The organism is Leifsonia xyli subsp. cynodontis, from assembly GCF_050632205.1.
Taxonomy (GTDB): Bacteria; Actinomycetota; Actinomycetes; order Actinomycetales; family Microbacteriaceae; genus Leifsonia; species Leifsonia xyli_D.
The window spans coordinates 3,369,353-3,392,691 of the sequence record NZ_CP192578.1 but is presented as its reverse complement, the minus strand read 5'-3'; the positions used below and the strand labels follow the sequence as shown (position 1 = coordinate 3,392,691).

The following is a 23,339-nucleotide window of genomic DNA, read 5'->3' as shown; positions in this document are numbered from 1 at the left end:
GCCGCGACGGTACCGGGCACCACCGACACGGTGGGAGCATGGGGCGCATGGATGCCGTCGACGCCCTGAACGAGATCGCCTTCTGGCTGGAGCGGGAGCTCGCCCCGAGCTTCAAGGTGCAGGCGTTCCGCCGGGCCGCCGCCACCATCGACGGGCTCGGGCAGGACGAGCTCGCCGCCCGCGTCGCCGATGGCCGGCTGAAGCGCACGAAAGGCATCGGCGACCGCACGTTCCAGGTCATCGCCCGGGCCGTATCCGGCGAGGTGCCGGCCTACCTCGCCGACCTGCGCGAGCGCAACGCGGCGCCGCTCGACACCGGCGGCGCGGAGCTCCTCGCCCAGCTGCGCGGCGACCTGCACAGCCACACCGAGTGGTCCGACGGAACGGTCCCGATCGACGTCATGGCCGCGGCCGCCGCCACGCTCGGCCGCGAGTACCAGGCGATCACCGACCACTCCCCCACCCTCACGGTCGCGAGCGGGCTCAGCGCCGAGCGGCTGGAGGAGCAGCTGGAGATCATCTCGCAGCTGGACACCGGATCCCTCACCCTGCTGACCGGGATCGAGGTCGACATCCTCGAGGACGGCACGCTCGACCAGACGCCCGAGTTGCTGACGCGGCTGGATGTGGTGGTCGGCAGCGTCCACTCCAAGCTGCGCTCCGACAAGCGCACCATGACGAAGCGGATGTTGGGCGGCATCCGCGACCCGCAGACCAACGTGCTCGGCCACTGCACCGGGCGGCTTGTGCAGGGGTCGCGCGGAACGCGTCCGCCCTCGGAGTTCGACGCCGACGCGGTGTTCGCCGCCTGCGTCGAGAACCAGGTCGCGGTCGAGATCAACTCGCGGCCGGAACGTCAGGATCCGCCGGACGACCTCATCCAGCGCGCCCTCGACGCCGGCTGCTTCTTCTCGATCGACACGGATGCGCACGCGCCCGGCCAGCTCGACTTCCTCGCCTACGGCGCCGCCCGCGCGGCCGCCAACGGCGTGCCGGCCGACCGCATCATCACGACCTGGCCGCTGGAGCGCCTGCGCCCCTGGCTCGCCAAGTCGTGACGCGCTCCGCCCCTCCCAACCCCGCCGAGTGGTGACATCACGTCGCAACTCGGCGCGGATAGGCGCCACGACTCACCACTCGACGCGCGGCGGGACGCCTAGAGGCCCCAGGCGGAGGCGGGCGCCTGCACGATTTGCACGGGGCGGGTGCTCCAGTGGGCGCCGTTGGCGTAGTGGCTGCTCGCCCACGGCGAGGCCCAGATGGCGGCCGCCGTCGCATCCGCCGATGTGCCGGCCTGCAGCCCCGCGACGATGTCGGGGTACCCGCGCTGCAGGTTCTTGGCGCAGTACTCCGCCGCGGTGACGAGGTCGGGGTAGCTGCCCAGACCCGCGCCGCCGCCCGAGCCGTAGCCGTTGTTGAGGGGGTTGTTGCGGTTCCACCAGTCCGGCGGACCGTTCTCCTGCCGCATCCAGCGCAGCATCACGTTCACGTTCTCGTCCGTCTGCGGCCAGCCGCCGAACATCAGCACCAGCTTCGCCCAGGCCTCGTTGGTGCCGACGCGGGCCAGCGTCTGCAGCCCGTCCGTCGCACTGAGTCCCTCGCGGTTGACGACCGGGGCGGCGATGGTCGCATCCACCAGCAGTTCCTGCGGGGGCGCCGAGGCGCGCTCCGCCGTGGCCGCCTCCCCCGGGGCCAGCGTGGTCGAGGGCGCGATCCGCAGCGTCGAGGCGAGGGCAGCATCCGTCGGCACGATCGAGAATCCGCAGATCAGCCCGATGACCGCCAGCGTCACGCCCACCCGGTGGTGCAGCGGGAGCATCCGGCGTCGCGCCGGCTTCGGCAGGCGGATCCGCACACGCTGCGACGGCACCGCGGCGCGGCGGCCCGCCGATCGGCGGGCGGCGCGGCGGCCCGCCGATCGGCGGCCGCGGGGGCGGAGGGGGCGGATGCGGAATGCATACCCGACGAAGGGTACCAGCGTCAGCCGGGATCGTCACCGCGAGGCGTCAGCGGCCCACTTCATTCAGCCGCTCCAGCAGCTGGGCAAGCCGCTGCACGTCGTCCTGATCCCAGCGCCGGAGGCTGCGGTACAGGTTGGCCTGGTCGGCGGCCCGCACCTCGTTGACCTTCTCGATCGCCTCCGGGGTCGCCGCGATGAAACTGGCACGCCGGTCGGTCGGGTCGGTCTGCCGCTCCACGAAGCCGGCCTCCTCGAGGAAGCGCAGCTGCCGGCTGATCACGCTCTTGTCCGTGAAGAGCATCGCCGCCAGGTCGCCGGCGTGGACGGGGCCGTTCCTCACGATCGTGCTGAGCAGCTTGTACCCGCCGGGCTGGAGGTCGGGGTGGATGCGCGACGCACGCTCGCGCATCGCGGTGCCCACCTGGTTGAACAGCCGGGTGAACTGCTCCTCCACCTCGGCGATCGCCCGGTCCGTCGAGCCGGCGCTGTCGCCGGCGGCCGGACGGGTGGCCGCGTCGCCCGCCGCCACCCGTCCCGTGTTGTCCATGGCCGCGATCATAACGTGACCGTCTAGCGTCCGCTCTCAGCGGCCGGGGCGTCGCCGCGCCCCTGCCGGACCGCAGCGACCGAGCCGGTGACGGGCGCGCCGATGAGCGCCTCCGCCACCTCCAGCGCGTTCTCCTCGGCGGCCTCGAGCGGGGTGTCGGCGCCCGACTCCTTCTCCTTCATCCGCTCGATCGCCGTCTTCGTACCGAGGGTGATGTTCGGCAGGAAGAGGATGGCGATGATCGTCACGATCGCAAGCGGTACGGCGATGAGGAAGATACCCGCGACCGCCTGGCCGTAGACCGACTCCACGATGGTGCGGATCCCGGTCGGCAAGGTGTCGACCTCCGGCAGCCTCCCGCTCTGCAGCGACTTCAGCGCCGCGATGCCGGCGGTGCCGCTCTTCGCGGCGGCGGCGAGCAGGTCGTCCTTGCGGTCGCTCATCAGGTTGACGACCGTCGAGCCGAGCACGCTTCCCATCACCGAGACGCCGATGGTGCCGCCCAGGCTGCGGAAGAACGCGACGTTGGAGCTGGCTGCGCCGAGCTGCTCGGGCTGCACTGTGTTCTGCACGATCAGCACGAGGTTCTGCATGACCATGCCGACGCCGGCGCCGAGGATGAGCATGTACACCGAGACGACGACGTAGTTCGTGTCGTATGCGATGGTGCTCATGAGGTAGAGCCCGACGGTCAGCAGGACGGAGCCGACGATCATGTAGCCCTTCCATCTGCCGAACCGGCTGATGAGGTTACCTACGACCATCGAGGAGAGGAGCAGCCCGAAGATCATCGGCAGCGTGAGCAGGCCGGACTCGGTGGGCGTCGCGCCACGCGCCAGCTGCATGTACTGACCGAGGTAGACCGAGGTACCGAACATCGCGACGCCGACCGAGATGGATGCGATCACCGCGAGCGTGAAGGTGCGGTTTTTGAACATGCCGAGCGGGATGATGGGCTCCTTCACCAGGAACTCCGTCACCAGGAAGGCGATGAGCAGGGCCACCGCTCCGCCGACCATCCAGTACGTCTGGGCGCTGTTCCAGTCGAAGTCCTTGCCCGCCAGGGAGACCCAGATGAGCAGCAGCGAGACACCCGCGGCCAGGAAGGCGGCGCCGAGGTAGTCGATGCGGACCTTTCGTGCCGGCCGCTTCGGCAGCTTCAGCGTGATCTGCAGCAGGATGATGGCCACGACGGCGACGGGAACGCCGACGAAGAAGTTCCAGCGCCAGCCGACCGAGTCGGTGAGGAGTCCGCCGATCAGCGGTCCGCCGACGGTGCCGACGGCCATGATGCCGCCGAAGAGGCCCATGTAGCGACCGCGGTCGCGCGGGCTGATGATATCGGCCATGATGATCTGGCTCAGCGCGGTCAGGCCGCCGGCGCCGAGGCCCTGAACGACGCGGAACCCGATGAGCATGTCGGTGTCCTGCGAGAAGCCGGCCAGCGCCGAGCCGACCACGAACAGACCGAGGGCGAGCTGAATGAGCAGCTTGCGGTTGAGCAGGTCGGCGAGCTTTCCCCAGATCGGCGTGGACACGGTGGTCGCGAGCAGCGTGCTGGTCACGACCCAGGTGTATGCCGTCTGGTCGCCGTGGAGTTCGGAGATGATCCGGGGCATCGACGTCGAGACGACCGTGCCCGCGAGGATCGAGACGAACATCCCGAGCAGGAGCCCGGAGAGGGATTCGAGCACCTGGCGGTGGGACATCGCCGCCGGTGCGTCGTCTCTGGTGAGAGTGGTGGACATAGAGATCCTTCGCGCAATTTGTTGACTGCCATCAACCATATTCAGATAGGTGACTGAAGTCAACTAACGCTATGCGCCGCTGCAATACTTCCGTGACTGCAGAATTCAGCGGGCCAGGATGAACGTCCTCTAAGAGTGGATGAGCGCTTCTTCAGCGTTCGGCTGCCGCCTCTCCCTACGCTCGGAGCATGCCCTCCCCTCGCACGCGCACCTGGTCGCTGGCCACCCCCGCCCACTGGATCGTGTGGACGATCGTGCTCTTCGCGGTCACGATCGCACTCGGTCTGGTCGCGAAGGTCGTTCCCGCCCTTCGGTTCGACGGGCTCGACGCGGCGGTCAACCGCGTCAACTCCCCACTGCTGGATGACGCCGCGCTCATACTCGACCGGCTGGATCACCCGGTGGTCGTGGCGGGGATCCTGGCCGTCGTCTTCGTGGTGCTGCTCTTCGTCGTCGGATGGCGCCGGGCTCTTGGTGCGTGCGTCACGACGGGCGCCGGCTGGCTGACCACCCTCGTCGTGAAGACGGTCGTCGCGCAGCCGCGCCCCTCGACGGGCGGGCTCACCCACCTCCTGCACATCTCGCCTGCGACCCTGAGCTACCCGAGCGGGCACGTCGTGTTCGCGGCCGCCCTGGTGACGGCGCTGGCCATGGTGTGCGCCGGCGCCCGCTCCCGCACCATCGTGCTGGTGCTCGGCGCCCTGTTCGTGCTCGCCGTCGGCTGGTCGCGGCTCTACGTCGGTGTGCACTACGGCACCGATGTGGTGGGCGGCGTCCTGAACGGCGTCGCGGGCGCGATCCTCATCGCGGGGCTTTGGAACCTCGCGACCCGTGGACTCTCCCGGCGCGCCGATGCCGCGCAGCCGGAGTACGCAACGCCCCGCTAACACCCCTACCGCGTCGGCTTACGAGCCGTACCCGGGTCTCTTCTGACGGAGCGCGTCGAAACCGACGCGACTTTTTTCTCAAGAGCGCGTCACGATCTGCGATCGGTCACGTCTCTAGAAGAGAACCCTTGTACTGCCCGTAAGGAAACCCGACCTTATGACCTGTGATCTCGACGACCTCTCCGACGCCGAGCTGCTCACCCTCGCCCGCGAGGGCGACACCGCCGCCTACGGGGTGCTCTGGAAGCGCCACTGGCACGCGGCGCGGGCCATGGCCGCCTCCGTCACAGGCCGATTCGACCCCGACGATCTGGCGTCGGAGGCGTTCACGCGCATCCTGAAGGCGGTCGAGAAGGGCAGTGGGCCGAGGTCGGGCTTCCGTTCCTATCTGGCGACGACCGTTCGCAACGTCGCCATCGACTGGTCGCGGCGCAAGACGACGCCGAACATCGAAGACCCCGACATCATCGAAGACTGGACGTTCAGCGAGCTGACCGCACTCGAGCGCATCGAGCGCGAGACGATCGCGAAGGCGTTCTACGACCTGCCCGACAGCTGGCAGGAGGTGCTCTGGTACACCGAGGTCGAAGACATGGCGCCGCGGGAGGTCGCGCCGATCCTGGGGCTCACCCCGAATGCCGTGTCGGCACTCGCCGTCCGCGCGCGGGAGGGCCTGCGGCAGGCCTGGATCAACGCCCACCTCGCCGACTCGCCCAAGGACGACCCCGCGCACAGCTGGACCCTGAAGCGGCTGGGCTCCTACGTGCGCGGCAAGCTCTCCGGAGCGGACCGGCGGCGGGTGGCCGAGCACCTCGACCACTGCGACGCCTGCGCCGACGCGGCGAATGAAGCGGACCATGTCGGCTCACGACTCGCGCTGGGCATCCTGCCGCTGTTCCTGGGCATCGCGGGCGCCTCGGCCTACGTCACCTGGACCAGCTCGAGGTCGGGCAGCGCAGTGGCAGCCACCCTGCCGGCCGGCACGCGGGGCGCGCGCCAGGGCGGCCGCCTCCGACACCTGCTCAACACGGCGGCCTCCGGGTCCAACGCGGGCATGGCGACCGTCGCGGCCAGCGTCGTCGCCGCCGCCGTGCTGACAGCCGGGGCGGTGGTCGCGGCGCCGACCACGCAGTTCGCCTCCGCCCGAACGGACACCGCCGCACCCGAGCGGAAGGCGGACCCCATGCCGCCTGGAGGGAGCGCACCGACTGCGACCGGCGGGTCGACCGAGGCCCCGAAGCCGACCTCCGGGGCGGTCGCACCGGGCAGGCCCACGCTGGGAGGCGGAACGCCGTCGGCGTCCCCGGCGCCGGCTCCCGCCGACGCCACGAGGGGCGAGTCCACCCCTGCGACGCCCGAACCGCCGTCCCCGTCGCCGACCCCGACTCCCGAACCACCGGCCCCGTCGCCCACCCCCACACCCGAACCACCGACCCCGTCGCCCACCCCCACACCCGAACCGCCCACGCCGACGCCCGCCCCGACGCCGACGCCCGCCCCAACCCCGACCCCCGAACCGTCCACGCCCGAGCTACCGGCCACCGGATGCGAGTCAGCCATCCGCGCGATCCCCGCCGCGGACACCCTGTTCGCCTACCGGCTCGATGACCCTCTCGGCTCGACCACCGCTGCCGACCTCGTGCACGGGGCGACCGCGCAGTACGACGGCCCGCGTACGACGGAAGGGTGGTCGCTCAGCGATGGCGTCGTCCGGGAGCCGACGGATGACTTCACCATCCAGATCTGGTTCCGGGTGACCACAGGAGGCGGGCGTCTCCTCGGCTTCAGTTCCTCCACGCAGGGCTTGTCGGTGTACTACGACCGTCACCTCTTCCTCACCGACGACGGCCGCGTGGAGTTCGGGGTCTTCCCGGGTGCCGTTCGCACGCTCGCCTCACCTGCGGGCTACGCAGACGACCGCTGGCACCAGGCCACCGCCACCCTCTCCGGCGAAGGCATGTCGCTTTACGTCGACGGGTCACGGGTGGCGCATGACCCGACGTCCCAGCACGGCCATCTGTACTCGGGCGTCTGGCGCATCGGATTCGACAACCTCGACAGCTGGGGCCCCGACACGCCGTCGCGCAGGACAGTAGGCGGCAGCCTCGCCTACGCCGCGGTGTACCGCACGGCACTCAGCGCAGCGCAGGTCGAAGCTCAATGGAACCTGTGTAAATGACGTCGCCGCGTCATGATCCGGCCGCGGCGACGTCTCCATTACGTGAGAGCGCTTTTCGGGCTTGGCGCTCTCCTCGGAGCAACCCCTTCGGACGTTGTCTCCCCGGAGTGGTCCGGCTCACCCGTCGGGTATCGGGCCCGCCGGACCACTCCGACCCCAACCGCCGCGAACGGCACCACCGGCCATGACCTGAGAGGACGAGATGAGGGCGACCCGCTGGAACCCACGCGAGCGCGCGGCCCGGCTCATCAGCGCCAGCACCGATGGGTGGCGTGGCGAGCTCGTCACACCCCTGATCCCGCGCGATCCGTCCTCCCCTCTGCGGTCCGCCCTGCTGAATGAACGCGCCGACCGGCTCAGCGAGCTCCGCGACCTCGACTTCCGTGTCTACGACACCGTCCGCATCGAAGAGAACGGCCCGGGCGACAGCTACCGCATCATCGACCGCTTCAAGGCCGCCGCCGGCATCGACCGCCCGGCGTAGGGCACGTCATCCCTCGCCGAGCGTCACCGTTGTGGTCTTCTTCCCACCATCCCGCTCGTACGTCACCTCGACCGCATCACCGGGCACGCTGGTCAGCTGGATGGCCGTGAGGTCGTCCACGCTGCCCACGGGTTCGCCGTCCAGGGCCGTGATGATGTCGCCGGCCCGCAGGCCCGCTTCCGCCGCCGGTCCGCCCGGCGTGACGGATTCCACGTAGAGCCCGCCTCGTCCGTCGCCGTCGTCACCTGGTTGGATGGGCGTGACCGCGACGCCGAAGATCGGATACGTCACCTTCCCCGTCGTGATGATCTGCTCCGCGATCCGCATCGCGACGGCTTCGGGCACCGCGAAGCCGATCCCGACGCTGCCCCCACCGGCCACGCCCGTCGCATTCGGAACGGTCGCGATGGCCGAGTTGACGCCGATCAGCCGTCCCCCGCAATCGACGAGCGCTCCCCCGGAGTTGCCCGGATTGATGCTGGCGTCGGTCTGGATGGCGTCGGCGAGCACCGCGTTCCGGTCGCTGTCGCTCTGGACCGGCACCGTTCGGCCGAGCGCGCTCACCACGCCGGTCGTCACCGTGCTCGACAGGCCCAGCGGCGCACCGAGCGCCACCACCGGCTGTCCCACCTTCAGAGTGCTGGAGTCGCCCTGCTGGATCGTGGGCAGTCCCGTCGCCTGCACTTTGACGACCGCGATGTCCGCTCGTTCCGATCGGCCCACGAGGTGCGCCGGGCGCTTCGTGCCATCGGTGGAGATCACCACGATCCCGGCGCCCTCCGCCGCCGGGGCGATCACGTGGTTGTTCGTCAGGATGTAGCCGTCGGAGGTGATGATCTCGCCGCTGCCGGTGCCCCCGGAACCGTCGGCGGAGGTCACCCCGATCGTGACGATCGTCGGGAGCACGTCCGCGGCGACCCGCTCGGCGTCGCAGACCGAGGGCGAGGTCGCCGTCGTGAGGCGCGACGCGGCCGTCCCGCTCAGGGAGCCCGCCGACCGAAGGGCGAGCCCGCCGAGCACCCCCGCTCCGAACAGGACGACCGCGCCGAGCCCGGCAAGGAGGACGATCGCCCACGTGGGGAAGCGACCGGGCTGATGCTCACGGTTACGACCTGCAGACGTCATGTCCGCCGCCTCCTTCCCCCTCACCGCGGCCATCGTGACGTCGTTCGCGTATCGCTGGCTAGACAGTCGCGTCTGGGCTACTCCCTCGGACACCACCGAGCTAATGTGAATGCATGGATTCCGGAGAGGAGACGTTCGTCGCGTTCCTCATCCATTCGGGGGAGCCGACGCGGGACCGGTCGATCGAACTGCCGAACCTCGAGTCGCGGCCGCCGGTCCGGGTGCGCGTGCCGGTCGACGGGCCCGACGACGACACGATGGACGTGTACGAACTCGTCGCGGCCGACGACTGGCCCCGCGAAGTGATCTACCGGTACACCGGCACGGAGCCGCGCACGACGTGATTTCCTCGCCTGCCTAGCCATTTCCTCGGGCTCTGGTTCAAGCTACTCGTGAAACGCCTTCACAACGCCTGGGGAGAGGTGGGGACGGTGACGGATGACGGTGCGTCGGCTCGGGGGCAGGAGCCCGACGGGGTTCGGGCTCGATTCTTGGCGCACCCGGACGTGGACAGTGCCGAGGTGGTCGACGGCTTCGTCCGCGTCCGCCTGCGTTCCGGTATGGAGCTCGATTGGCCGGTCGACGAGCTGGGCCGCGGGCCGTCGGGCGATGACCGTGTATGAACTCTCACGAAATTGGAGTAGTGCGCGCTTCGCCATCCGTCATGCACTATGACCCTGCACCGGCGCGTCGGGGGACGCACCGGTCGAAAGGGGAAACCACGATGCTCGACGAGAACGACTACATCCATCCACCGCACCCTCCCCGGCTGAGGGAGCATGTCGGGCTGATCCGCTGGAGCAGGAACAAGCAGGGCGACTGGGTCAGAGAGACCGTGACCGGTCAGTTCGCCGGCGGTGACTCGCGTCGCTGGGTCGTCCGCCTGTACTCCGGGATCGAACTCGAGTACGACCTCGACACGTGGGCGCCGTACCAGCCCCACCTGTAGCCGTGGGGGTGGAGGATCCCCGCGCGAACCCGAAACGCAGCGGGCCCTCCACCCCCGGGGCGGGAGAAGCTCCTGCCCGAGAGAAGCTTCCGTGGATAGAGACGGACGATGCGCCCCGACCATGACGCGAATTCGACGCACGGGTTGCCTGCACGGTTCGATCCGCTGATCGGCCGCCGTGAGGAGGTCTCCCTGATCCGTCGGCTGCTGCAGTCGTCGGCGCGTCTGGTGACGGTCACCGGAGCGGCGGGTGTCGGGAAGAGCCGGCTCGCGATCGCCGCCGCCGAGGGGATGTCCCGGTCGGTGTCGGGCGTCTGGTACGTCGATCTGCGCGGCAATGGGACGGATGTCGCCTCTGCCATCGCGCACGAACTGAAGGTGGACCCGGCGGCCGACGCGCTCACCGCCGTCATCGCCGCGATCGGCCACGACGACGCGCTGCTGCTGCTCGATGACGTGGATGAGGCGGTCGCGGAGACCTCGGCCGTGGTCGGCGCGCTCCTGGTGGCGTGCAGCGGCATCCGTCTCATCGTGACCAGCCGGGAGCCGCTGACCTCGCCCGCCCAGGCCCTGGTCGCCATCGGGCCGTTCGCGCGCCGCAATCTCACCCGGTCGAGCGACGCCGTCCGCCTCTTCGCCGAGCGGGCCGCGTCCGGTGACGCCCTGTTCGCTCTCGACGACGAGACCCTTCCGCAGGTCGTGCGCATCTGCGAGGCCGCAGGCGGGGTGCCGTTGGCGATCGAACTGGCCGCCGCGCAACTGCAGTTCATGGATGCGGCGACCCTCGCCGGACGCATGGACGACCAGCTGGCCACCCTCGAGCCGGCTGACCCCGCCTCGCGGTCGCTGCGCGCAGCCGTCGAGGACAGCTGGGAGCGCTGCAGCCCGGTCGAGCGGCGGGTGTGGAGCGACCTGTCTCTGCTGGCGCCGGGCTGGGATCTCGACCTCGGGGAGGCGATGGCACGCTTCTCGGCGGGCGGCCACCGCGAGGCGTCCGTCGCCGTCAAGCAGCTGATCCGACGCTCGGTGGTCCACCGCCGCCGGGCCGGCGACGGGGTGCGCTACGAGCTCCTGCCTGCGCTGCGCGAGTTCGGCGCCGAGCGGGCGCAGCATCCCGAGGAGGCCGGGCATCACTTCGTCGGGTGCCTGCTGCTGCGCCTGCACGACGCGGAGGACCACTGGTTCGGGAGCCGGCAGCCGGAGATCCTCCGCCGGCTCCGGAGCGACATCCCGAACATCCGGCGTGCGGTGGCGACCGCCGCGTCCCTCGGCGACGTGGACGCGGCCGTCGAGCTTACGGTCACCGCTTGGCGCCAAGCCTGGGTGCTGCACGGGAGCGCGGACGAGCTGGCGGCATGGCTGGGGATCGCGCTCGCCTCCGGGCGGCCCACGCCGTTCTGGGGAGCGCTCGGACATGCGCTGCGCGCGGTCGTCTTCGCGCTCACGGACAAGCCGGGGCTCGCTGCCGACGAGCTGCAGGCCGCGAGGGCGGAGCAGAAGCGGTTGGGAGCGGCCGGCACCCCGCTGGCGCGCGAGTGCGATGTCGCGGTCCGGAGCGCCGCGGAGGTCGCCGAGACCGACGACGCCGCTGCGGCCGGGATGCTGCGGCAGCTCATGGCGGAGCTCGGCGAGGAGGCGTACCGGTTCGGACGCACCAACACCCCGCAGCGGCTGGCCGCGCGGCTTCACGCGCTCGGCGAGCGGGAGGAGGGCGACCGGGTGGACGAGGCGATCGCCGAGCGGGCGCGCGCCGTCGGCGACCGATTCGAGCGGTCCTTCGCCCTCACCACGCGTGCGTCCGCGTGCGCCGCCGCGGGCGACCTGGCGACCACCGAGCGGGACGCCCGCGACGCGCTGGTGTTGAAGCGCGGCTTGGGGAACGGCCTCGGTGTCGCGCAGGCCCTCGAGCTGCTCGCCGATGTGGCGCGGGACGGGGCGCATCCGGCGCGCGGTGCGACCCTCCTCGGCGCGGCTGCGGCGCGCTGGAAGGACATCGGCGCCATCCGTTCGAATTACCCGCCCTTCTATTACGACCGCCAGGCGACCGAGCGCGCACTGCGGCAGAGACTCGGCGATGTCGCCTTCGAGCGCGCCTTCGGCCAGGGCGCCGCCCTCAGCGAGGAGGAGAGCATCGACTTCGCACTGCACGGCGTCGTCGAGTCCCACGCGCGCGCGGGCATGCCCGTCGACGCGTTCGCGGTCTCGCGCGTCTCCTCGCTGACGCCACGCGAGGCGCAGGTCGCCGCGCTCGTCGCCGGCGGCGAGACCAACAAGGCCATCGCGCGTCGCCTCTTCGTCTCCATCCGCACCGTCGAATCGCACGTGCAGAACGCCCTGGTCAAGCTGGGTCTGCGGTCGCGCACCGAACTCGCGCTCTGGTACCGCGACCAGGCCGCGTAGCGGACCGCTCACCCGGAGGACATGGCTGCGGCGCATGCCCTCCGGGGCGGACATTCAGGCGGCGAGCGCGAGCTCTCCGTCGGCTTCGGCAGACCCCTCGCCGGCGCGACCGCCGGCCCGGCCGCCGCGCGCAGGCCTTTCCGCGCTCGCGCGGCGAGCGCCGTCGCGGCGCCCACGGTCAGCCCCATCGCCGAGGCGACCGCGGCCAGCGGCAGGTCGAGGATGCAGGTGAGGTACAGGATGCGTTGCCATCGCTCCGGCAGACTCCGGAACGGCCGCTCCAGCTCACCGAGGTCGGTCACCTCGACGACGTAGGACCCGACGGCCGTGTCGTCGGCGAGGGGCACGAGGGTCGCGCGCGACTCGCGCGCCCCCACGAGGAAGCGACGGTGCGGACCGCGATGCGCAGGTACTGCGCGAAGCCCTCCGTCGGGCCGTTGCCGTTGCGCAGCGACCGCAGCACCTTGGCGAACGCCTCCTGAACGATGTCCTCGGGGTCGAACCGGTGCGTGGTGGTGCGGGCGAGGTGATGCGCCCAGCCCTGATAGCGGTTCCACAGCTCGCCGAAGGCCGCCCGATCGCCCAGTCGCACCCGCTGCAGCAGCTCCAGGTCGGTCGGGCGGACGGCGGTGGCGGTCATCCTGTCTCCTCGGTCATCGCGGCTCGGGAGCTTCCCGATCCGATGTCCTCAGAGTCCGTTGCGTGGTCCGCCGTCCGGAACCGCAGGACTACGCAGCCGCTACCGAGAGCGTCTCCCTCCCCACTGTCAGAGACGACGTACCCCCCGGCATCCTGACGCCGCTGCGAACGGGTAGCGTGGCCGCATGAGCCTGAGCGTCGAGAACCAGCCGGAGCAGTCCCGTTACGTCCTTCTGCAGGACGGCGAGGTGATCGGCCTGGCCGAGTACGAGCTTCGCGAGGGCGCCATCGTCTTCACGCACACCGAAGTGGATGAGGCCAAGCGCGAGAAGGGCATGGCCTCGACACTGGTGCAGACCGCCCTCGACGACGTGCGCGACAACTCCGACCGGCGGGTCATCGCCTCGTGCCCTTACGTGCGGAGCTGGCTCAGCTCGCACCCCGACTACGCGGAGCTGCAGAAGCGCTAGCGCGGCCGTCCTCGCTGGGCTCGCGCCCCTCGACGCGCTGCCCGTGACCGGCGCGCCCGAGGTCGATGGTGATCTTGCCGCCCGACCAGCCGTCCTCGCCGCCGTCGCCGGGCAACGGAGCAGGCGCGGGGAGCAGCGACTGCCGGTCCATCTCCTGCTGGGCCTCGTGCCGGGCGGGCGCGAAGATCTCGTCGAACGAGCCGCCGATGGCCCCGCTCATGGTGCCGGACCCGCGCTGCGCCTTGTTGGACAGGTCGATCCAGCCGAGCTTGACGGCGACGACGATCAGGGCGATGAACGCCCCGATGATCCCCACGACCCACCAATTCACGCCCTCCAGGGTACCGGAGCAGCTGTGGGCTTTCTGAGGATGGGCCGCGTGCCCGGGTAGCATCTCGACTCGTGGACCTGCGCGTCGTCATCGCTCCCGACTCCTTCAAGGGGTCGGCGGATGCGGATGCCGTGAGCCGCGCGATCGCCGAAGGGTGGAGCGCGGTGCGCCCGGCGGACCACGTGCGGCGCCTCCCCATGGCCGACGGCGGTGAGGGCACGGTGGATGCGTTCCTCGCCTCCGCTCCCGGCGCCGCCGGGCGGTCGACGGCGGTCGAAGGGCCGGATGGACGCCCGGTCAGCGCCCGTTGGGCCCTGCTTCCGCCGACCGGTTCGGATGGCGGGCCGACGGCGGTGCTCGAGATCGCCCAGACGAGCGGTCTGGGGCTGATGCATCCCCTCCGACCGCTCGACGGGCATACCCGGGGGCTCGGCCGGCTGATCGTCGCCGCCCTCGATGCGGGGGCGACGCGCATCCTGATCGGACTGGGCGGCAGTGCCACCAGCGACGGAGGGTCGGGGGCGTTGCAGGAGATCGGCGCACGGTTGACGGACGAGAGGGGTGGGCCCATCCCGCCCGGGAACGCCGGGCTCGCCTCGCTGGCCCACGTCGATCTCACCGCTTTGCGACGCACGCCCGAGGACGGCGTGACCCTCCTGACGGATGTGCGGAGCCCCCTGCTCGGCGAGCGCGGCGCCGCGCGGATGTTCGGCCCGCAGAAGGGCGCCTCGCCTGCGGAGGTGGAGACCCTGGAGCGGAACCTGACGCGGTTCGTGCGGTGCGTCGCCACACGCCGCCCCGACGCCGACGCGGTGAGCGTACGCCCCGGCGCGGGCGCCGCCGGAGGGACGGGTTTCGGGCTCGCCCTGTGGGGCGCGGACTTCCGTGCCGGGGCGCAGGAGGTCGCGGCACGCCTCGGTCTGCCCGCCGCCATTCGCGAGGCGGACCTGGTGATCACCGGGGAGGGCCGCTTCGACGAGCAGACCCGCGAGGGCAAGGTCGCCGCAGAGGTCGCATCGCTCGCGTCGGCGGCCGGCACGCCTGTCCTGCTCGTCGCGGGGTCGATCGCCGCCGATCCGGCCGGCTTCGCCGATCAGGTCGAGCTGAGCAGCCTCGCCGGATCGGTCGAGGCGTCCGTCGCCGACACCGTGCGCTGGGCGCGCCGCGCGGGCGAAGTGCTGGCCGCACGCCGACCGGGGTGACGGACGTCAGACGTCACGGGACGCGGTAGAGCCACTCCTCGGTCTCGAACTTCTCCGCGACCAGCTTCTCGGCCGCCGCGTACTCGGCATCGGTGAGGTCGCCCTCGGTCGCGCCGTAGAGGCTCTTGAAGGTCAGCTTCATCTGCTCGATGATCTCGGCGCGGCTGAGCCCGGTCTGGCTGCGCAACGGGTCGACGCGCTTGGCCGCGCTCGTGATGCCCTTGTCGCTGATCTTCTCGCGGCCGATGCGGAGCACCTCCGTCATCTTCTGCCCGTCCATGTCGTAGCTCATGGTGACGTGGTGGAGCACCGCTCCCGACCCGAGCCGCTTCTGGGCGGCGCCGCCGATCTTGCCCGACGGGCTCGTGATGTCGTTGAGGGGCTGATAGACGGCGTCGATGCCGAGCGACTTGAGCGCCACGATCGCCCACTCGTCGAGGAAGGCGTAGCTGTCGGCGAAGCTCATGCCCTGCACGAGATCGGCCGGCGCGTAGATCGAGTAGGTGACGACCGATCCCGCCTCCATGAACATGGCGCCGCCGCCGGAGATGCGGCGGACGACCTGGATGCCGTACTTCGCGGCGTTCTCGGGGTCGACCTCGTTCTTGACCGACTGGAAGCTGCCGATGACCACGGCGGGCTCGTCCCACTCCCAGATCCGCAGCGTCGGGCCGCGCCGCCCTCCCCCACCTCGGTGGCGAGCACCTCGTCGAGTGCGAGGTGCATCTGCGGCGAGACCGCCTTGGCGTGCACGATCTGCCAGTCGTAGTCGCGCCAGCTGGTCGCCTTCGCGAGCGCCCGCCGCACCGTCACCGCGACGGCCTCCGGCGAGAAGCCGAGCAGGCTCGCACCCTCGGGGAGCGCGTCCTTCACGGCAGCGGCGATGGTCTTCGCGTCGGCCTCGGCGGGCAGTCCGTTCACGGCCGTGTTGATCGCCTCGAGCGCGGAGTCGGGTTCGAGGAAGAAGTCTCCGGCGAGCTGGAATTCCGAGATCCTGCCGTCCACCACCTCCAGGTCGACGACGACGAGCTTGCCCCCCGGGACCTTGTACTCACCATGCATGCCCCCAGCCTACGACCGACGGCGGCCCAGAGGATCAGTGCGGAGGCGGGGCGGGCGGGGCGCCGGTCGGGTTGCCCCACTCATCCAGCTGCTTGTCCGGACGGCGGGCCAGCGTCACACCGAACCCGATCAGCAGGATGACGATCAGCAGCCCGAGGATGACGAAGATCGCGGTCAGGATCTCGCCGTGCCCGCCGACCGTCGCCGGGTTGTCGATCGGTGCGAGATGCGACAGGCCGAATGCGATGCGGTTTCCCATGGTGGCCTCCTCGGCACCAGTGTGCGCGCGCGGCGAGGGGATGCGATAGAGGGCAGCCCCAGCGCGTCAGCTTCGCGCAGGGAACCGCTCGAGGAGCCACGCGGTGAGATCGGCGTAGACCTCCTCGCGGTTGGTCTCGTTGAAGATCTCGTGGCGGGCGCCCTCGTAGACGATGGTCGTCACGTCCGTGAGGCCGGATCGCATCCGGTAAGCCCGTTCGAGCTTGCGCGCGCTGACCGGTCCGCCGAGCGGGTCCTCCGATCCGACCTGGATGAGCACGGGGAGGTCGTGCGCGAGGTTCCGCGCAGGCCGTCCGAGCAGGCGAGCAGCGTCGAGGGTCCCGAACAGCTTCTGCAACGGCGTGAGCGTGCAGAGCGGGTCGTCGACGAACGCCTGTGCGACCGCGGGGTCGCGGCTCAGCCACTCGGCACCGGTCGTTCCGAGGTGGGCGTGCCGCTTGTTGAGGTCGCCGCCGTTCATCGAGCCCAGCACCCGGTACGCCGTGCCCGAGAGCACCATCGCGTCGTACTCGTCGCTGTGGCGGTTGAGCAGCATCTGGCCGATCAGCGACCCCCAGCTGTGTCCGACGAAGACCAGGGGCAGCTCGGGGTTCTCGGCGCGGATCAGGTCGGAGAAGAGGTGGACGTCGCGGACCGCCGCGCGCAGACCTCCTGGCCCGAGCCGGCCGAGGTGGGAGGCGTCGCCCTTCCACTGATCCATGCCCGTGCGACCGTGACCGAGGTGGTCGTCCGCGTAGACGAGGTACCCGGCGGAGGCCAGGTGCGTCGCCACCTGCCGGTACCGTCCGGCGTGCTCGCCGACTCCGTGTGCCAGCTGTACGACCGCGCCCGGCCTTGTCGCGCCCGTCGCAGGCGCGTACACATCGAAGTGGATGCGGTCGCCGTCCGCGTCGAAGGTCCGGTCCTGTTCGGTCTGCACGGGCTCATTCTGGCGGAAGTGAGAGCGTCCGGGAGGTTTAGTTAGCCTGACTAATTTGCTAAGCTAGCTATGAACATGAAGCAACATCTGTCTCCTCACGAGCTCAGCGGCCTCCTGCGCATCGCGGTGGCCCGGCTCTCGCGCCGCCTGCGCGCGGAGAAGGAGGACGACGAGCTCAGCGACTCGCAGACCGCGACGCTGGCGTACCTCGTCAGCGAGGGCTCCGGGACGATCGGGCGCCTCAGCGAGTTCGAACGGGTCAAGCCGCCGTCGATGAACCGCACCGTCAACCGCCTGGAGGCGGCGGGCTACGTCGAGCGCACCGCCGACGCCGCCGACGGTCGCAAGGTGGTCGTCGTGCCCACCGACCGCGGGATCGAGCTGGTGACCGTCACGCGCGAGCGCCGCGACGCCTGGCTGCAGCAGCGCGTTCGCACGCTGAGCCCCGAGCAGCGGGCGACCCTGGCAGCCGCCGCCGAGATCATGCAGGAGCTCGCCGACTCGTGAGTTCCATGTTCCGCTCCCTCGCCGGGGTCAACTACCGCATCTGGGCCGCCGGCGCGATCGTCTCGAATGTCGGAACGTGGATGCAGCGGACGGCCCAGGACTGGATCGTCCTGACCCAGCTCACCCACAACAACGCGTCGGCCGTCGGCTTCGTGATGGCCCTGCAGTTCGGTCCGCAGCTGCTCCTGCTGCCGGTGACGGGATGGGCGGCCGACCGGCTCGACCGCCGCAGGCTGCTGATGATGACGCAGGGCGCGATGGGGGCGCTGGGACTCGGGCTCGGCATCCTCACCGTCACCGGTGCGGTGCAGTTGTGGCACGTCTACCTGTTCGCCCTGCTCCTCGGCGTCGTCGCCGCCTTCGACGCGCCGGCACGGCAGACGTTCGTGTCTGAGCTGGTCGCCGGCCCGAACCTGTCGAACGCGGTCGCCCTGAACTCCGCCTCGTTCAACGTCGCCCGCCTCATCGGGCCCGCGGTCGCCGGACTGCTCACCGCCGCGATCGGCGCCGGCTGGGTGTTCCTCATCAACGCGGCGACGTTCGGCGCGGTGCTGCTGTCGCTGGCCATGCTGCGGCGCGAGCAGCTGTACCGGGCGGAGCGGGCCAAGCGCTCGCGCGGCGGCCTCGTAGACGGCTTCCGTTACGTGCGGACGCGGCCCGACATCATGGTCATCCTCGTCATGGTGTTCCTCATCGGCACCTTCGGCCTGAACTTCCCGATCTTCATCTCGACCATGTCCGTGAGCGTGTTCCACCAGGGCGCGGGCGAGTACGGCATCCTGTCGTCGATCATGGCCATCGGGTCGGTCGTCGGCGCCCTGCTGTCCGCCCGGCGGGACCGCCCGCGGGTCTCGCTGCTGTTCGCGGGCGCGGCGTTCTTCGGTTTCGGCTGCGCCCTGGCCGCCGTGATGCCGACGTACTGGCTCTTCGCCGCGGCCCTCATCGTTGTCGGCATCTCGTCGCAGACCCTGATGACCACGGCGAACGGAACCGTTCAGATGACCACCGACCCGGTGCTGCGCGGCCGCGTCATGGCGATCTACATGGCGATCTTCATGGGCGGAACGCCCGTCGGTGCGCCCATCGTCGGCTGGGTCGCCGATACGTTCGGGCCCCGCTGGGCGATGGGCGTCGGCGCCGCGAGCGGCTTCGCGGCCGCCCTGGTCGGCGTGTTCTACCTCGTGAAGTACCGCGGCCTCCGGGTGCGGTTCGGCGGGACGCGGCCGCGGTTCGTGCTCGCCCCGCGCGAGGTCGCCCGCGAGGAACTCGAAGAGGCCGAGGCGACCGCGACCCGCGCGTCCTGACCTTCGTGCGATACGGTGCGGGGGTGTTTCCTGCGACCGAACCGTACGCGAGCGGCCACGTCCGCAACCCCGGCGGCGACAGCATCTACTGGGAGACGAGCGGCAATCCCGGAGGCGTGCCCGCGCTCTGGCTCCACGGCGGCCCGGGTTCCGGCCTCGGCACCGGGAACTACCGCAAGCGGTACGACCCCGCCGCCTTCCGTCTCGTCGGCATCGACCAGCGCGGGTGCGGTCGCAGCACGCCCCTGGTGGTGGATGCGCTGGATCGCCTTCCCGAGAACACGACGGACGCACTCATCGCCGACATCGAGCTGGTGCGCGAGGAGCTCGGCATCGACCGCTGGATCGTCACGGGCGGGTCGTGGGGCTCGACGCTCGCGCTGGCGTATGCCCTGGAGCATCCCGATCGGGTGGAAGCCATCGTGCTCGGCGCTGTCACGACCACCGGACGCGACGAGGTGACCTGGATCACCGAGACGAGACGATGGGACGCATCTTCCCCGAGGCGTGGGAGACGCTCGAGGCGTTGCCGGGCAGGCGCCCCGGCGAGCGTGTGATCGACGCGTACGCCCGGGTGCTGGCGACCGGGACGTTCGAGGAACGGGCCGCAGCCGCCGACGCCTGGGACGCGTGGGAGTCGACGCACGTCTCCCTGGATCCCCACTTCGTGCCCGGGCCGCTGCACGAGGACCCGCTGCAGCGGCAGGTGTTCGCGACCCTGGTGACCCACTACTGGGCGAATGACGCGTTCCTGCCCGGTGAGCGGGCCATCCTCCACCGCGTCGGCGAACTCGCGCACATCCCGGCGGTGCTCATCCATGGCCGGCACGACGTGAGCGGGCCTGTCATCACCCCGTGGCTGCTGCATCGCGCGTGGCCTGACAGCCGCCTGATCGTGGTGGAGGGCGAGGGCCACGGCGGCCCGGAGTCGTCCGAGCGGATGGCGGAGGCCATCAGCGGTTTCGCGACCCGGTCGGGGACCATCGCATGACCGCCGACCTGACCGCACTGGCGCAGCGCGCGCTCGCCCTCGCCCCGGAGGGCGGGGGTCGCGCCCTGCTCGGCATCGCAGGGAGCCCCGGCTCGGGCAAGACCACACTCGCCCGCTCGGTGGCCGATCGCGTGAACGAGCTCGGCGGCGCCGGGGCGGCGGTGCACCTGCCCATGGACGGCTTCCACCTGGCCAACGCGACTCTGGATGCGCTCGGCCGCCACGATCGCAAGGGTGCGATCGACACGTTCGACGGGTGGGGCTTCGTGGCCCTGCTGCAGCGGGTGCTGGTCGAGACGGCGAACGTCGTCTACGCCCCGGCCTTCGAGCGGACGGTCGACGAGCCCGTCGCCGGATCCATCCCTGTTCCGCCCAAGACGCGTCTGGTCGTCGTCGAGGGCAACTACGTGCTGGTGGACCAGGACCCGTGGTCGCGCATCCCGCCGCTGCTCGCGGAGAGCTGGTTCGTGGCGACGCCGGAGGACGAGCGGATGCGGCGCCTCGTCGACCGGCACACGCGGCACGGGCGGACGGTTAAGGCGGCGACCGCCTGGGCGCGCGATGTGGACGGCGCCAACGCCCTCGTCATCGAAGCCTCGCGGCCGCGCGCCACGCTGGTCGTCGACGGCACCGCCGGACTCCCAGCCGGGAGCGCTTAGCCTGGAGCGATGACCTCCCCCGACACGACCTTCGACCGCCTCACCGTGTTCGGCGCCGACTGGTGCCGCGACTGCATCCGCTCGAAGTCCCTCCTCGACCGCCTCGGCGCCGACTACGAGTACATCGACCTCGTCGCACGCCCGGAGGAGGCCGACCGCGCCCAGCGGATCAGCGGTCGCACGAACATCCCCGTCGTCGTCTTCCCCGACGGACGCCACCTCGTGGAGCCGACCGATCCCGAACTCGAGGCCGCCCTGCGCGCCTGAACCGTCGATCAGGCGCGGATCACGTGCACGATGCGCCCGAGGCCGGCGAAGTCGTCGACGTTGTGCGTCACGACCGCGGCGTCGTTCGCGCGCGCCACTGCAGCGATCATCAGGTCGGCGATCCGCCCTCGCGGGTTGCGCCCCGCCGCGTAGACGGCTTCCACGATGCGGCCGTAGTACTGCGCGGCGAGGTCGTCGAAAGCCAGCCCTCGCCCGAACGCCCGTCGAAGCTCAAGCAGGTGGAGTCGCCGTTCTGCGACCGTCGCAGCGACGAGCCCGGGGCGGACGATCCCCTGCTCCATCTCAGCGAAGCTGATCGACGACACCGCCACCTCCGTGACGCCATCCGGAACGGTAAAGCCACCCGTGATGAGAACGTTCGTGTCGAGTACGACCCTCATGCCCATGGGTCGCGAAGATCGGCGCCGTCACGCTGCTGGCGGATCTCTTCCGCCCATCCCAGATCGCCCGGAACGGCCAGAAGTGCGCGCACCCGATCGGCAGGGACCCATCCCGAACCCTCATGCGGGACCACGTCAGCGATCGCACGGCCGTGGCTCGTGATGATATAGGTCTCCCCGTCCTGCACCTTGTCGAGCATAGGCGTCGGGTTCTGGCGCAATTGCCCCACCGTGATGCTGTGGGGTGAGGGTGCGGTCTCGATCATGAGCCCATGCTAGCGCAGCGTAGACAAATATCTACGAGCCGCCCGCGGGGTCAGGTCGGTCGAGACGGCCGGGGCGGCCGTGCCCGGGGAGCACCAGGCGCGGACGCAGCGCCGTGATCGCGGCGAGCGTCGCGTCCGCCTGAGCGCGATCCGAGATCAGCGGACCCGGCAGGTGCACGAGCCGGCCCTTCGACACCAGTCCGGCGTCGCCGATGAAGGCGACGCCGCGCCAGCGCACGATGTGATGTCCCGGCGTGTGCCCCGGGGCCGGGATCACGACCAGCCCCGGCACGATCTCGGTCTCGGCGTCGTCGGGCAGCTCGGTGAGCTCCGGCAGGTCCGCACGTCCCGGGCGGCTGATCCGGCGCATGAGGCGGCGCGTCCGCGTGGGTGGGGGACCTCGCCGCGCACGATGCGCTGATCCGCCGCTCCCAGCCACACGGTGGCTCCCGTCTCGCGCTGCACAGCGGCCGCGGAGCCGATGTGATCCGGGTCGTAGTGCGTCACCACCACATCCGTGATCCGGGGGATGCGCGCCGCGCGCAGCTCGGCGACGAGCCCGTCGGCGCCGGAGGCGACCCCCGTGTCCACGACGACCGCGCGATCGTCGGCCTCGATCAGGTAGGCGTTCGCCCCTCGCACCTTGTCGAGGCGGTGGATGCTCTCGATGACCTCTCGCATGCTGGGATGCTAGTCCCCGCGCCTGATCGCCGGATTGATCGCCCCGGCCGCGCAATCCCATCCACTTCTCTTGTTGGACAACTGACTCGCGCAGGCGTTGAGTAGCGCCCATGGAGTACACACACCTGGGCCGGTCCGGCCTGAAGGTCTCGCGCCTCGTCCTCGGCACGATGAACTTCGGACCGCAGACCACCGAAGAGGATTCCCATCGGATCATGGACGCCGCGCACGACGCCGGCATCAACTACTTCGACACCGCCAATGCGTACGGTCAGCACCTGGGCAAGGGCGCGACCGAGACGATCATCGGCAACTGGTTCGCGCAGGGCGACGGGCGGCGCGAGCGCACGGTGCTCGCCACGAAGCTCTACGGCGACATGGGCGACTGGCCGAACGAGGGCCGCTTGTCGGCGCTGAACATCCGCCGGGCGCTCGACGCCAGCCTGAAGCGCCTGCAGACGGACTACATCGACATCTACCAGTTCCACCACATCGACCGGGACACCCCGTGGGACGAGATCTGGCAGGGCATCGAGACCGCGATCGCGCAGGGCAAGATCCTGTACGCCGGCTCCAGCAACTTCGCCGGCTGGCACATCGCCACGGCGCAGGCCGAGGCCCGCCGGCGCAACCTGCTCGGACTGGTCAGCGAGCAGTCGATCTACAACCTCCTGACCCGGCAGATCGAGCTGGAGGTGCTGCCCGCCGCACAGGAGAACGGCCTCGGCGTCATCGCCTGGTCTCCCCTGCAGGGCGGCCTGCTCGGCGGCGTCGTCCGCAAGCAGAACGAGGGCAAGCGGCGGCTGGAGGGCCGCGCGGCGGAGACGCTGGAGAAGCACCGCGACGCCATCGAGGCCTACGAAGCCTTCGCCGAAGAGCTGGGCCACGAGCCGGGCGACCTGGCACTGGCGTGGCTGCTCACCCGTCCCGGTGTGACCGGCCCGATCATCGGACCGCGCACGCAGGAGCAGCTCGACGGCGGCCTGCGCGCGCTCGACATCCATCTCGACGAGGCCGCCCTCGCACGGATCGACGAGATCTTCCCGGGCCACAAGCCGGCCCCCGAGGACTACGCCTGGTGA

At 70.7% G+C, this 23,339-nt stretch carries 29 protein-coding genes and 1 pseudogene; 16 read left to right on the top strand and 14 right to left on the bottom strand.

The features are described from left to right. The first annotated feature begins 47 nt into the window (after positions 1 to 47). Positions 48 to 1,058: a PHP domain-containing protein gene (locus ACQ86M_RS17025; RefSeq protein ID WP_431246277.1), complete on the top strand. Its 1,011-nt coding sequence runs from the start codon at positions 48 to 50 to the stop codon at positions 1,056 to 1,058. 98 nt (positions 1,059 to 1,156) lie between these two features. Here the strand turns inward: ACQ86M_RS17025 and ACQ86M_RS17020 are convergent, their stop codons facing one another. The 3 genes from ACQ86M_RS17020 to ACQ86M_RS17010 form a co-directional block, all read right to left on the bottom strand. Further along, on the bottom strand, positions 1,157 to 1,855 hold the full coding sequence (locus ACQ86M_RS17020; RefSeq protein WP_431246276.1) for a hypothetical protein: 699 nt from the start codon (positions 1,853 to 1,855) through the stop codon (positions 1,157 to 1,159). A gap of 151 nt (positions 1,856 to 2,006) precedes the next feature. Then, positions 2,007 to 2,507: a MarR family winged helix-turn-helix transcriptional regulator gene (locus ACQ86M_RS17015; RefSeq protein ID WP_431219768.1), complete on the bottom strand. Its 501-nt coding sequence runs from the start codon at positions 2,505 to 2,507 to the stop codon at positions 2,007 to 2,009. A gap of 23 nt (positions 2,508 to 2,530) precedes the next feature. After that, complete coding sequence (locus tag ACQ86M_RS17010) at positions 2,531 to 4,255, bottom strand: DHA2 family efflux MFS transporter permease subunit (RefSeq protein ID WP_431246275.1); 1,725 nt, start codon at positions 4,253 to 4,255, stop codon at positions 2,531 to 2,533. Positions 4,256 to 4,443: 188 nt separating this feature from the next. Here ACQ86M_RS17010 and ACQ86M_RS17005 point away from each other — a divergent pair, with 188 nt between their 5' ends. From ACQ86M_RS17005 to ACQ86M_RS16995, 3 genes are all read left to right on the top strand, one after another. Beyond that, a complete protein-coding gene (locus tag ACQ86M_RS17005) occupies positions 4,444 to 5,142 on the top strand; it encodes a phosphatase PAP2 family protein (protein ID WP_431246274.1) in 699 nt (232 codons plus the stop codon). A 157-nt stretch (positions 5,143 to 5,299) separates the two neighbouring features. Further along, the gene (locus ACQ86M_RS17000) at positions 5,300 to 7,321 is read left to right on the top strand and encodes a sigma-70 family RNA polymerase sigma factor (protein ID WP_431246273.1); all 2,022 of its coding nucleotides are present in this window, start codon (positions 5,300 to 5,302) and stop codon (positions 7,319 to 7,321) included. A 202-nt stretch (positions 7,322 to 7,523) separates the two neighbouring features. Continuing rightward, a complete protein-coding gene (locus ACQ86M_RS16995; protein ID WP_431246272.1) occupies positions 7,524 to 7,805 on the top strand; it encodes a hypothetical protein in 282 nt (93 codons plus the stop codon). A 6-nt stretch (positions 7,806 to 7,811) separates the two neighbouring features. On the opposite strand, the gene ACQ86M_RS16990 is transcribed toward ACQ86M_RS16995, so the two are convergent. Next, positions 7,812 to 8,930: a S1C family serine protease gene (locus ACQ86M_RS16990; RefSeq protein ID WP_431246271.1), complete on the bottom strand. Its 1,119-nt coding sequence runs from the start codon at positions 8,928 to 8,930 to the stop codon at positions 7,812 to 7,814. A gap of 113 nt (positions 8,931 to 9,043) precedes the next feature. Here ACQ86M_RS16990 and ACQ86M_RS16985 point away from each other — a divergent pair, with 113 nt between their 5' ends. The 3 genes from ACQ86M_RS16985 (at position 9,044) to ACQ86M_RS16975 (ending at position 12,279) form a co-directional block, all read left to right on the top strand. Continuing rightward, positions 9,044 to 9,274: a hypothetical protein gene (locus tag ACQ86M_RS16985; RefSeq protein ID WP_431219761.1), complete on the top strand. Its 231-nt coding sequence runs from the start codon at positions 9,044 to 9,046 to the stop codon at positions 9,272 to 9,274. Positions 9,275 to 9,654: 380 nt separating this feature from the next. Further along, the gene (locus ACQ86M_RS16980) at positions 9,655 to 9,879 is read left to right on the top strand and encodes a hypothetical protein (RefSeq protein ID WP_431219760.1); all 225 of its coding nucleotides are present in this window, start codon (positions 9,655 to 9,657) and stop codon (positions 9,877 to 9,879) included. A 108-nt stretch (positions 9,880 to 9,987) separates the two neighbouring features. Beyond that, positions 9,988 to 12,279 (top strand): ATP-binding protein, encoded by a 2,292-nt coding sequence (locus ACQ86M_RS16975; RefSeq protein WP_431246270.1) that lies wholly within the window; start codon positions 9,988 to 9,990, stop codon positions 12,277 to 12,279. An 8-nt stretch (positions 12,280 to 12,287) separates the two neighbouring features. Here ACQ86M_RS16975 and ACQ86M_RS16970 read toward each other — a convergent pair whose 3' ends face one another. Both ACQ86M_RS16970 and ACQ86M_RS16965 read right to left on the bottom strand, forming a co-directional pair. Then, positions 12,288 to 12,581, bottom strand: coding sequence for a sigma factor-like helix-turn-helix DNA-binding protein (locus ACQ86M_RS16970; RefSeq protein WP_431246269.1), 294 nt, complete (start codon positions 12,579 to 12,581; stop codon positions 12,288 to 12,290). Then, positions 12,578 to 12,919 carry an RNA polymerase sigma factor gene (locus ACQ86M_RS16965; RefSeq protein WP_431246268.1) on the bottom strand — a complete coding sequence of 114 codons (342 nt, stop codon included), beginning with the start codon at positions 12,917 to 12,919 and terminating at the stop codon, positions 12,578 to 12,580. The genes ACQ86M_RS16970 and ACQ86M_RS16965 overlap by 4 nt, the downstream gene beginning before the upstream one ends. Before the next feature lie 184 nt (positions 12,920 to 13,103). On the opposite strand from ACQ86M_RS16965, the gene ACQ86M_RS16960 reads away from it, so the two are divergent. Then, on the top strand, positions 13,104 to 13,388 hold the full coding sequence (locus ACQ86M_RS16960) for a GNAT family N-acetyltransferase (protein ID WP_431246267.1): 285 nt from the start codon (positions 13,104 to 13,106) through the stop codon (positions 13,386 to 13,388). Here ACQ86M_RS16960 and ACQ86M_RS16955 read toward each other — a convergent pair. Then, entirely contained in the window at positions 13,348 to 13,719 is a 372-nt protein-coding gene (locus ACQ86M_RS16955; protein WP_431246266.1) for a hypothetical protein, read from the bottom strand. The two genes, ACQ86M_RS16960 and ACQ86M_RS16955, sit on opposite strands and share 41 nt — an antisense overlap. Before the next feature lie 71 nt (positions 13,720 to 13,790). Here ACQ86M_RS16955 and ACQ86M_RS16950 point away from each other — a divergent pair, with 71 nt between their 5' ends. After that, positions 13,791 to 14,921, top strand: coding sequence for a glycerate kinase (locus ACQ86M_RS16950; RefSeq protein WP_431246265.1), 1,131 nt, complete (start codon positions 13,791 to 13,793; stop codon positions 14,919 to 14,921). Between the two features lie 13 nt (positions 14,922 to 14,934). On the opposite strand, the pseudogene ACQ86M_RS16945 reads toward ACQ86M_RS16950, so the two are convergent. The 3 genes and pseudogenes from ACQ86M_RS16945 to ACQ86M_RS16935 all read right to left on the bottom strand — a co-directional run bounded on the left by ACQ86M_RS16945 (position 14,935) and on the right by ACQ86M_RS16935 (position 17,181). After that, positions 14,935 to 15,983, bottom strand: a pseudogene (locus tag ACQ86M_RS16945) (lipoate--protein ligase family protein). Between the two features lie 34 nt (positions 15,984 to 16,017). Continuing rightward, the gene (locus tag ACQ86M_RS16940) at positions 16,018 to 16,242 is read right to left on the bottom strand and encodes a hypothetical protein (protein ID WP_431246264.1); all 225 of its coding nucleotides are present in this window, start codon (positions 16,240 to 16,242) and stop codon (positions 16,018 to 16,020) included. 66 nt (positions 16,243 to 16,308) lie between these two features. Continuing rightward, positions 16,309 to 17,181, bottom strand: coding sequence for an alpha/beta fold hydrolase (locus tag ACQ86M_RS16935; protein ID WP_431246263.1), 873 nt, complete (start codon positions 17,179 to 17,181; stop codon positions 16,309 to 16,311). 75 nt (positions 17,182 to 17,256) lie between these two features. On the opposite strand from ACQ86M_RS16935, the gene ACQ86M_RS16930 reads away from it, so the two are divergent. Genes ACQ86M_RS16930 through ACQ86M_RS16905 form a run of 6 tightly spaced genes read left to right on the top strand, consistent with a single transcriptional unit; the run spans position 17,257 to position 20,909 of the window. Then, on the top strand, positions 17,257 to 17,688 hold the full coding sequence (locus tag ACQ86M_RS16930; RefSeq protein WP_431219753.1) for a MarR family winged helix-turn-helix transcriptional regulator: 432 nt from the start codon (positions 17,257 to 17,259) through the stop codon (positions 17,686 to 17,688). 5 nt (positions 17,689 to 17,693) lie between these two features. After that, the gene (locus tag ACQ86M_RS16925) at positions 17,694 to 18,992 is read left to right on the top strand and encodes an MFS transporter (protein WP_431247907.1); all 1,299 of its coding nucleotides are present in this window, start codon (positions 17,694 to 17,696) and stop codon (positions 18,990 to 18,992) included. Positions 18,993 to 19,015: 23 nt separating this feature from the next. Next, entirely contained in the window at positions 19,016 to 19,549 is a 534-nt protein-coding gene (locus tag ACQ86M_RS16920; protein ID WP_431246262.1) for an alpha/beta fold hydrolase, read from the top strand. Continuing rightward, positions 19,546 to 19,983 (top strand): hypothetical protein, encoded by a 438-nt coding sequence (locus ACQ86M_RS16915; protein WP_431246261.1) that lies wholly within the window; start codon positions 19,546 to 19,548, stop codon positions 19,981 to 19,983. The genes ACQ86M_RS16920 and ACQ86M_RS16915 overlap by 4 nt, the downstream gene beginning before the upstream one ends. Next, positions 19,980 to 20,642 carry a nucleoside/nucleotide kinase family protein gene (locus ACQ86M_RS16910; protein ID WP_431246260.1) on the top strand — a complete coding sequence of 221 codons (663 nt, stop codon included), beginning with the start codon at positions 19,980 to 19,982 and terminating at the stop codon, positions 20,640 to 20,642. Before ACQ86M_RS16915 ends, ACQ86M_RS16910 begins: the two co-directional genes overlap by 4 nt. A gap of 9 nt (positions 20,643 to 20,651) precedes the next feature. After that, positions 20,652 to 20,909 carry a glutaredoxin family protein gene (locus ACQ86M_RS16905; protein ID WP_431219750.1) on the top strand — a complete coding sequence of 86 codons (258 nt, stop codon included), beginning with the start codon at positions 20,652 to 20,654 and terminating at the stop codon, positions 20,907 to 20,909. Between the two features lie 8 nt (positions 20,910 to 20,917). On the opposite strand, the gene ACQ86M_RS16900 is transcribed toward ACQ86M_RS16905, so the two are convergent. The 4 genes from ACQ86M_RS16900 to ACQ86M_RS16885 are packed head-to-tail and all read right to left on the bottom strand — an operon-like array spanning position 20,918 to position 22,257. Further along, positions 20,918 to 21,310: a PIN domain-containing protein gene (locus ACQ86M_RS16900; RefSeq protein ID WP_431246259.1), complete on the bottom strand. Its 393-nt coding sequence runs from the start codon at positions 21,308 to 21,310 to the stop codon at positions 20,918 to 20,920. Then, entirely contained in the window at positions 21,307 to 21,576 is a 270-nt protein-coding gene (locus ACQ86M_RS16895; protein WP_431246258.1) for a type II toxin-antitoxin system Phd/YefM family antitoxin, read from the bottom strand. Before ACQ86M_RS16895 ends, ACQ86M_RS16900 begins: the two co-directional genes overlap by 4 nt. Before the next feature lie 31 nt (positions 21,577 to 21,607). Then, complete coding sequence (locus tag ACQ86M_RS16890; RefSeq protein ID WP_431246257.1) at positions 21,608 to 21,946, bottom strand: MBL fold metallo-hydrolase; 339 nt, start codon at positions 21,944 to 21,946, stop codon at positions 21,608 to 21,610. Beyond that, a complete protein-coding gene (locus ACQ86M_RS16885) occupies positions 21,850 to 22,257 on the bottom strand; it encodes an MBL fold metallo-hydrolase (protein WP_431246256.1) in 408 nt (135 codons plus the stop codon). The genes ACQ86M_RS16890 and ACQ86M_RS16885 overlap by 97 nt, the downstream gene beginning before the upstream one ends. A 110-nt stretch (positions 22,258 to 22,367) precedes the next feature. Here ACQ86M_RS16885 and ACQ86M_RS16880 point away from each other — a divergent pair, with 110 nt between their 5' ends. Beyond that, positions 22,368 to 23,339, top strand: a complete 972-nt coding sequence (locus ACQ86M_RS16880; RefSeq protein ID WP_431219746.1) for an aldo/keto reductase — start codon at positions 22,368 to 22,370, stop codon at positions 23,337 to 23,339.

Bases quoted from the DNA above. Each gene is read 5' to 3' on its own strand.
- ACQ86M_RS17025 (WP_431246277.1), top strand. From the start codon at position 48: ATGGATGCCGTCGACGCCCTGAACGAGATCGCCTTCTGGCTGGAGCGG.
- ACQ86M_RS16995 (WP_431246272.1), top strand. From the start codon at position 7,524: ATGAGGGCGACCCGCTGGAACCCACGCGAGCGCGCGGCCCGGCTCATC.
- ACQ86M_RS16960 (WP_431246267.1), top strand. From the start codon at position 13,104: ATGAGCCTGAGCGTCGAGAACCAGCCGGAGCAGTCCCGTTACGTCCTT.
- ACQ86M_RS16985 (WP_431219761.1), top strand. From the start codon at position 9,044: ATGGATTCCGGAGAGGAGACGTTCGTCGCGTTCCTCATCCATTCGGGG.
- ACQ86M_RS16965 (WP_431246268.1), bottom strand. From the start codon at position 12,919: ATGACCGCCACCGCCGTCCGCCCGACCGACCTGGAGCTGCTGCAGCGG.
- ACQ86M_RS16975 (WP_431246270.1), top strand. From the start codon at position 9,988: ATGCGCCCCGACCATGACGCGAATTCGACGCACGGGTTGCCTGCACGG.
- ACQ86M_RS16890 (WP_431246257.1), bottom strand. From the start codon at position 21,946: ATGCGCCGGATCAGCCGCCCGGGACGTGCGGACCTGCCGGAGCTCACC.
- ACQ86M_RS16925 (WP_431247907.1), top strand. From the start codon at position 17,694: ATGTTCCGCTCCCTCGCCGGGGTCAACTACCGCATCTGGGCCGCCGGC.
- ACQ86M_RS16885 (WP_431246256.1), bottom strand. From the start codon at position 22,257: ATGCGAGAGGTCATCGAGAGCATCCACCGCCTCGACAAGGTGCGAGGG.
- ACQ86M_RS16895 (WP_431246258.1), bottom strand. From the start codon at position 21,576: ATGATCGAGACCGCACCCTCACCCCACAGCATCACGGTGGGGCAATTG.
- ACQ86M_RS17005 (WP_431246274.1), top strand. From the start codon at position 4,444: ATGCCCTCCCCTCGCACGCGCACCTGGTCGCTGGCCACCCCCGCCCAC.
- ACQ86M_RS16905 (WP_431219750.1), top strand. From the start codon at position 20,652: ATGACCTCCCCCGACACGACCTTCGACCGCCTCACCGTGTTCGGCGCC.
- ACQ86M_RS16940 (WP_431246264.1), bottom strand. From the start codon at position 16,242: ATGGGAAACCGCATCGCATTCGGCCTGTCGCATCTCGCACCGATCGAC.
- ACQ86M_RS16930 (WP_431219753.1), top strand. From the start codon at position 17,257: ATGAAGCAACATCTGTCTCCTCACGAGCTCAGCGGCCTCCTGCGCATC.
- ACQ86M_RS16980 (WP_431219760.1), top strand. From the start codon at position 9,655: ATGCTCGACGAGAACGACTACATCCATCCACCGCACCCTCCCCGGCTG.
- ACQ86M_RS17015 (WP_431219768.1), bottom strand. From the start codon at position 2,507: ATGGACAACACGGGACGGGTGGCGGCGGGCGACGCGGCCACCCGTCCG.
- ACQ86M_RS16990 (WP_431246271.1), bottom strand. From the start codon at position 8,930: ATGACGTCTGCAGGTCGTAACCGTGAGCATCAGCCCGGTCGCTTCCCC.
- ACQ86M_RS16900 (WP_431246259.1), bottom strand. From the start codon at position 21,310: ATGAGGGTCGTACTCGACACGAACGTTCTCATCACGGGTGGCTTTACC.
- ACQ86M_RS16880 (WP_431219746.1), top strand. From the start codon at position 22,368: ATGGAGTACACACACCTGGGCCGGTCCGGCCTGAAGGTCTCGCGCCTC.
- ACQ86M_RS16910 (WP_431246260.1), top strand. From the start codon at position 19,980: ATGACCGCCGACCTGACCGCACTGGCGCAGCGCGCGCTCGCCCTCGCC.
- ACQ86M_RS17010 (WP_431246275.1), bottom strand. From the start codon at position 4,255: ATGTCCACCACTCTCACCAGAGACGACGCACCGGCGGCGATGTCCCAC.
- ACQ86M_RS17000 (WP_431246273.1), top strand. From the start codon at position 5,300: ATGACCTGTGATCTCGACGACCTCTCCGACGCCGAGCTGCTCACCCTC.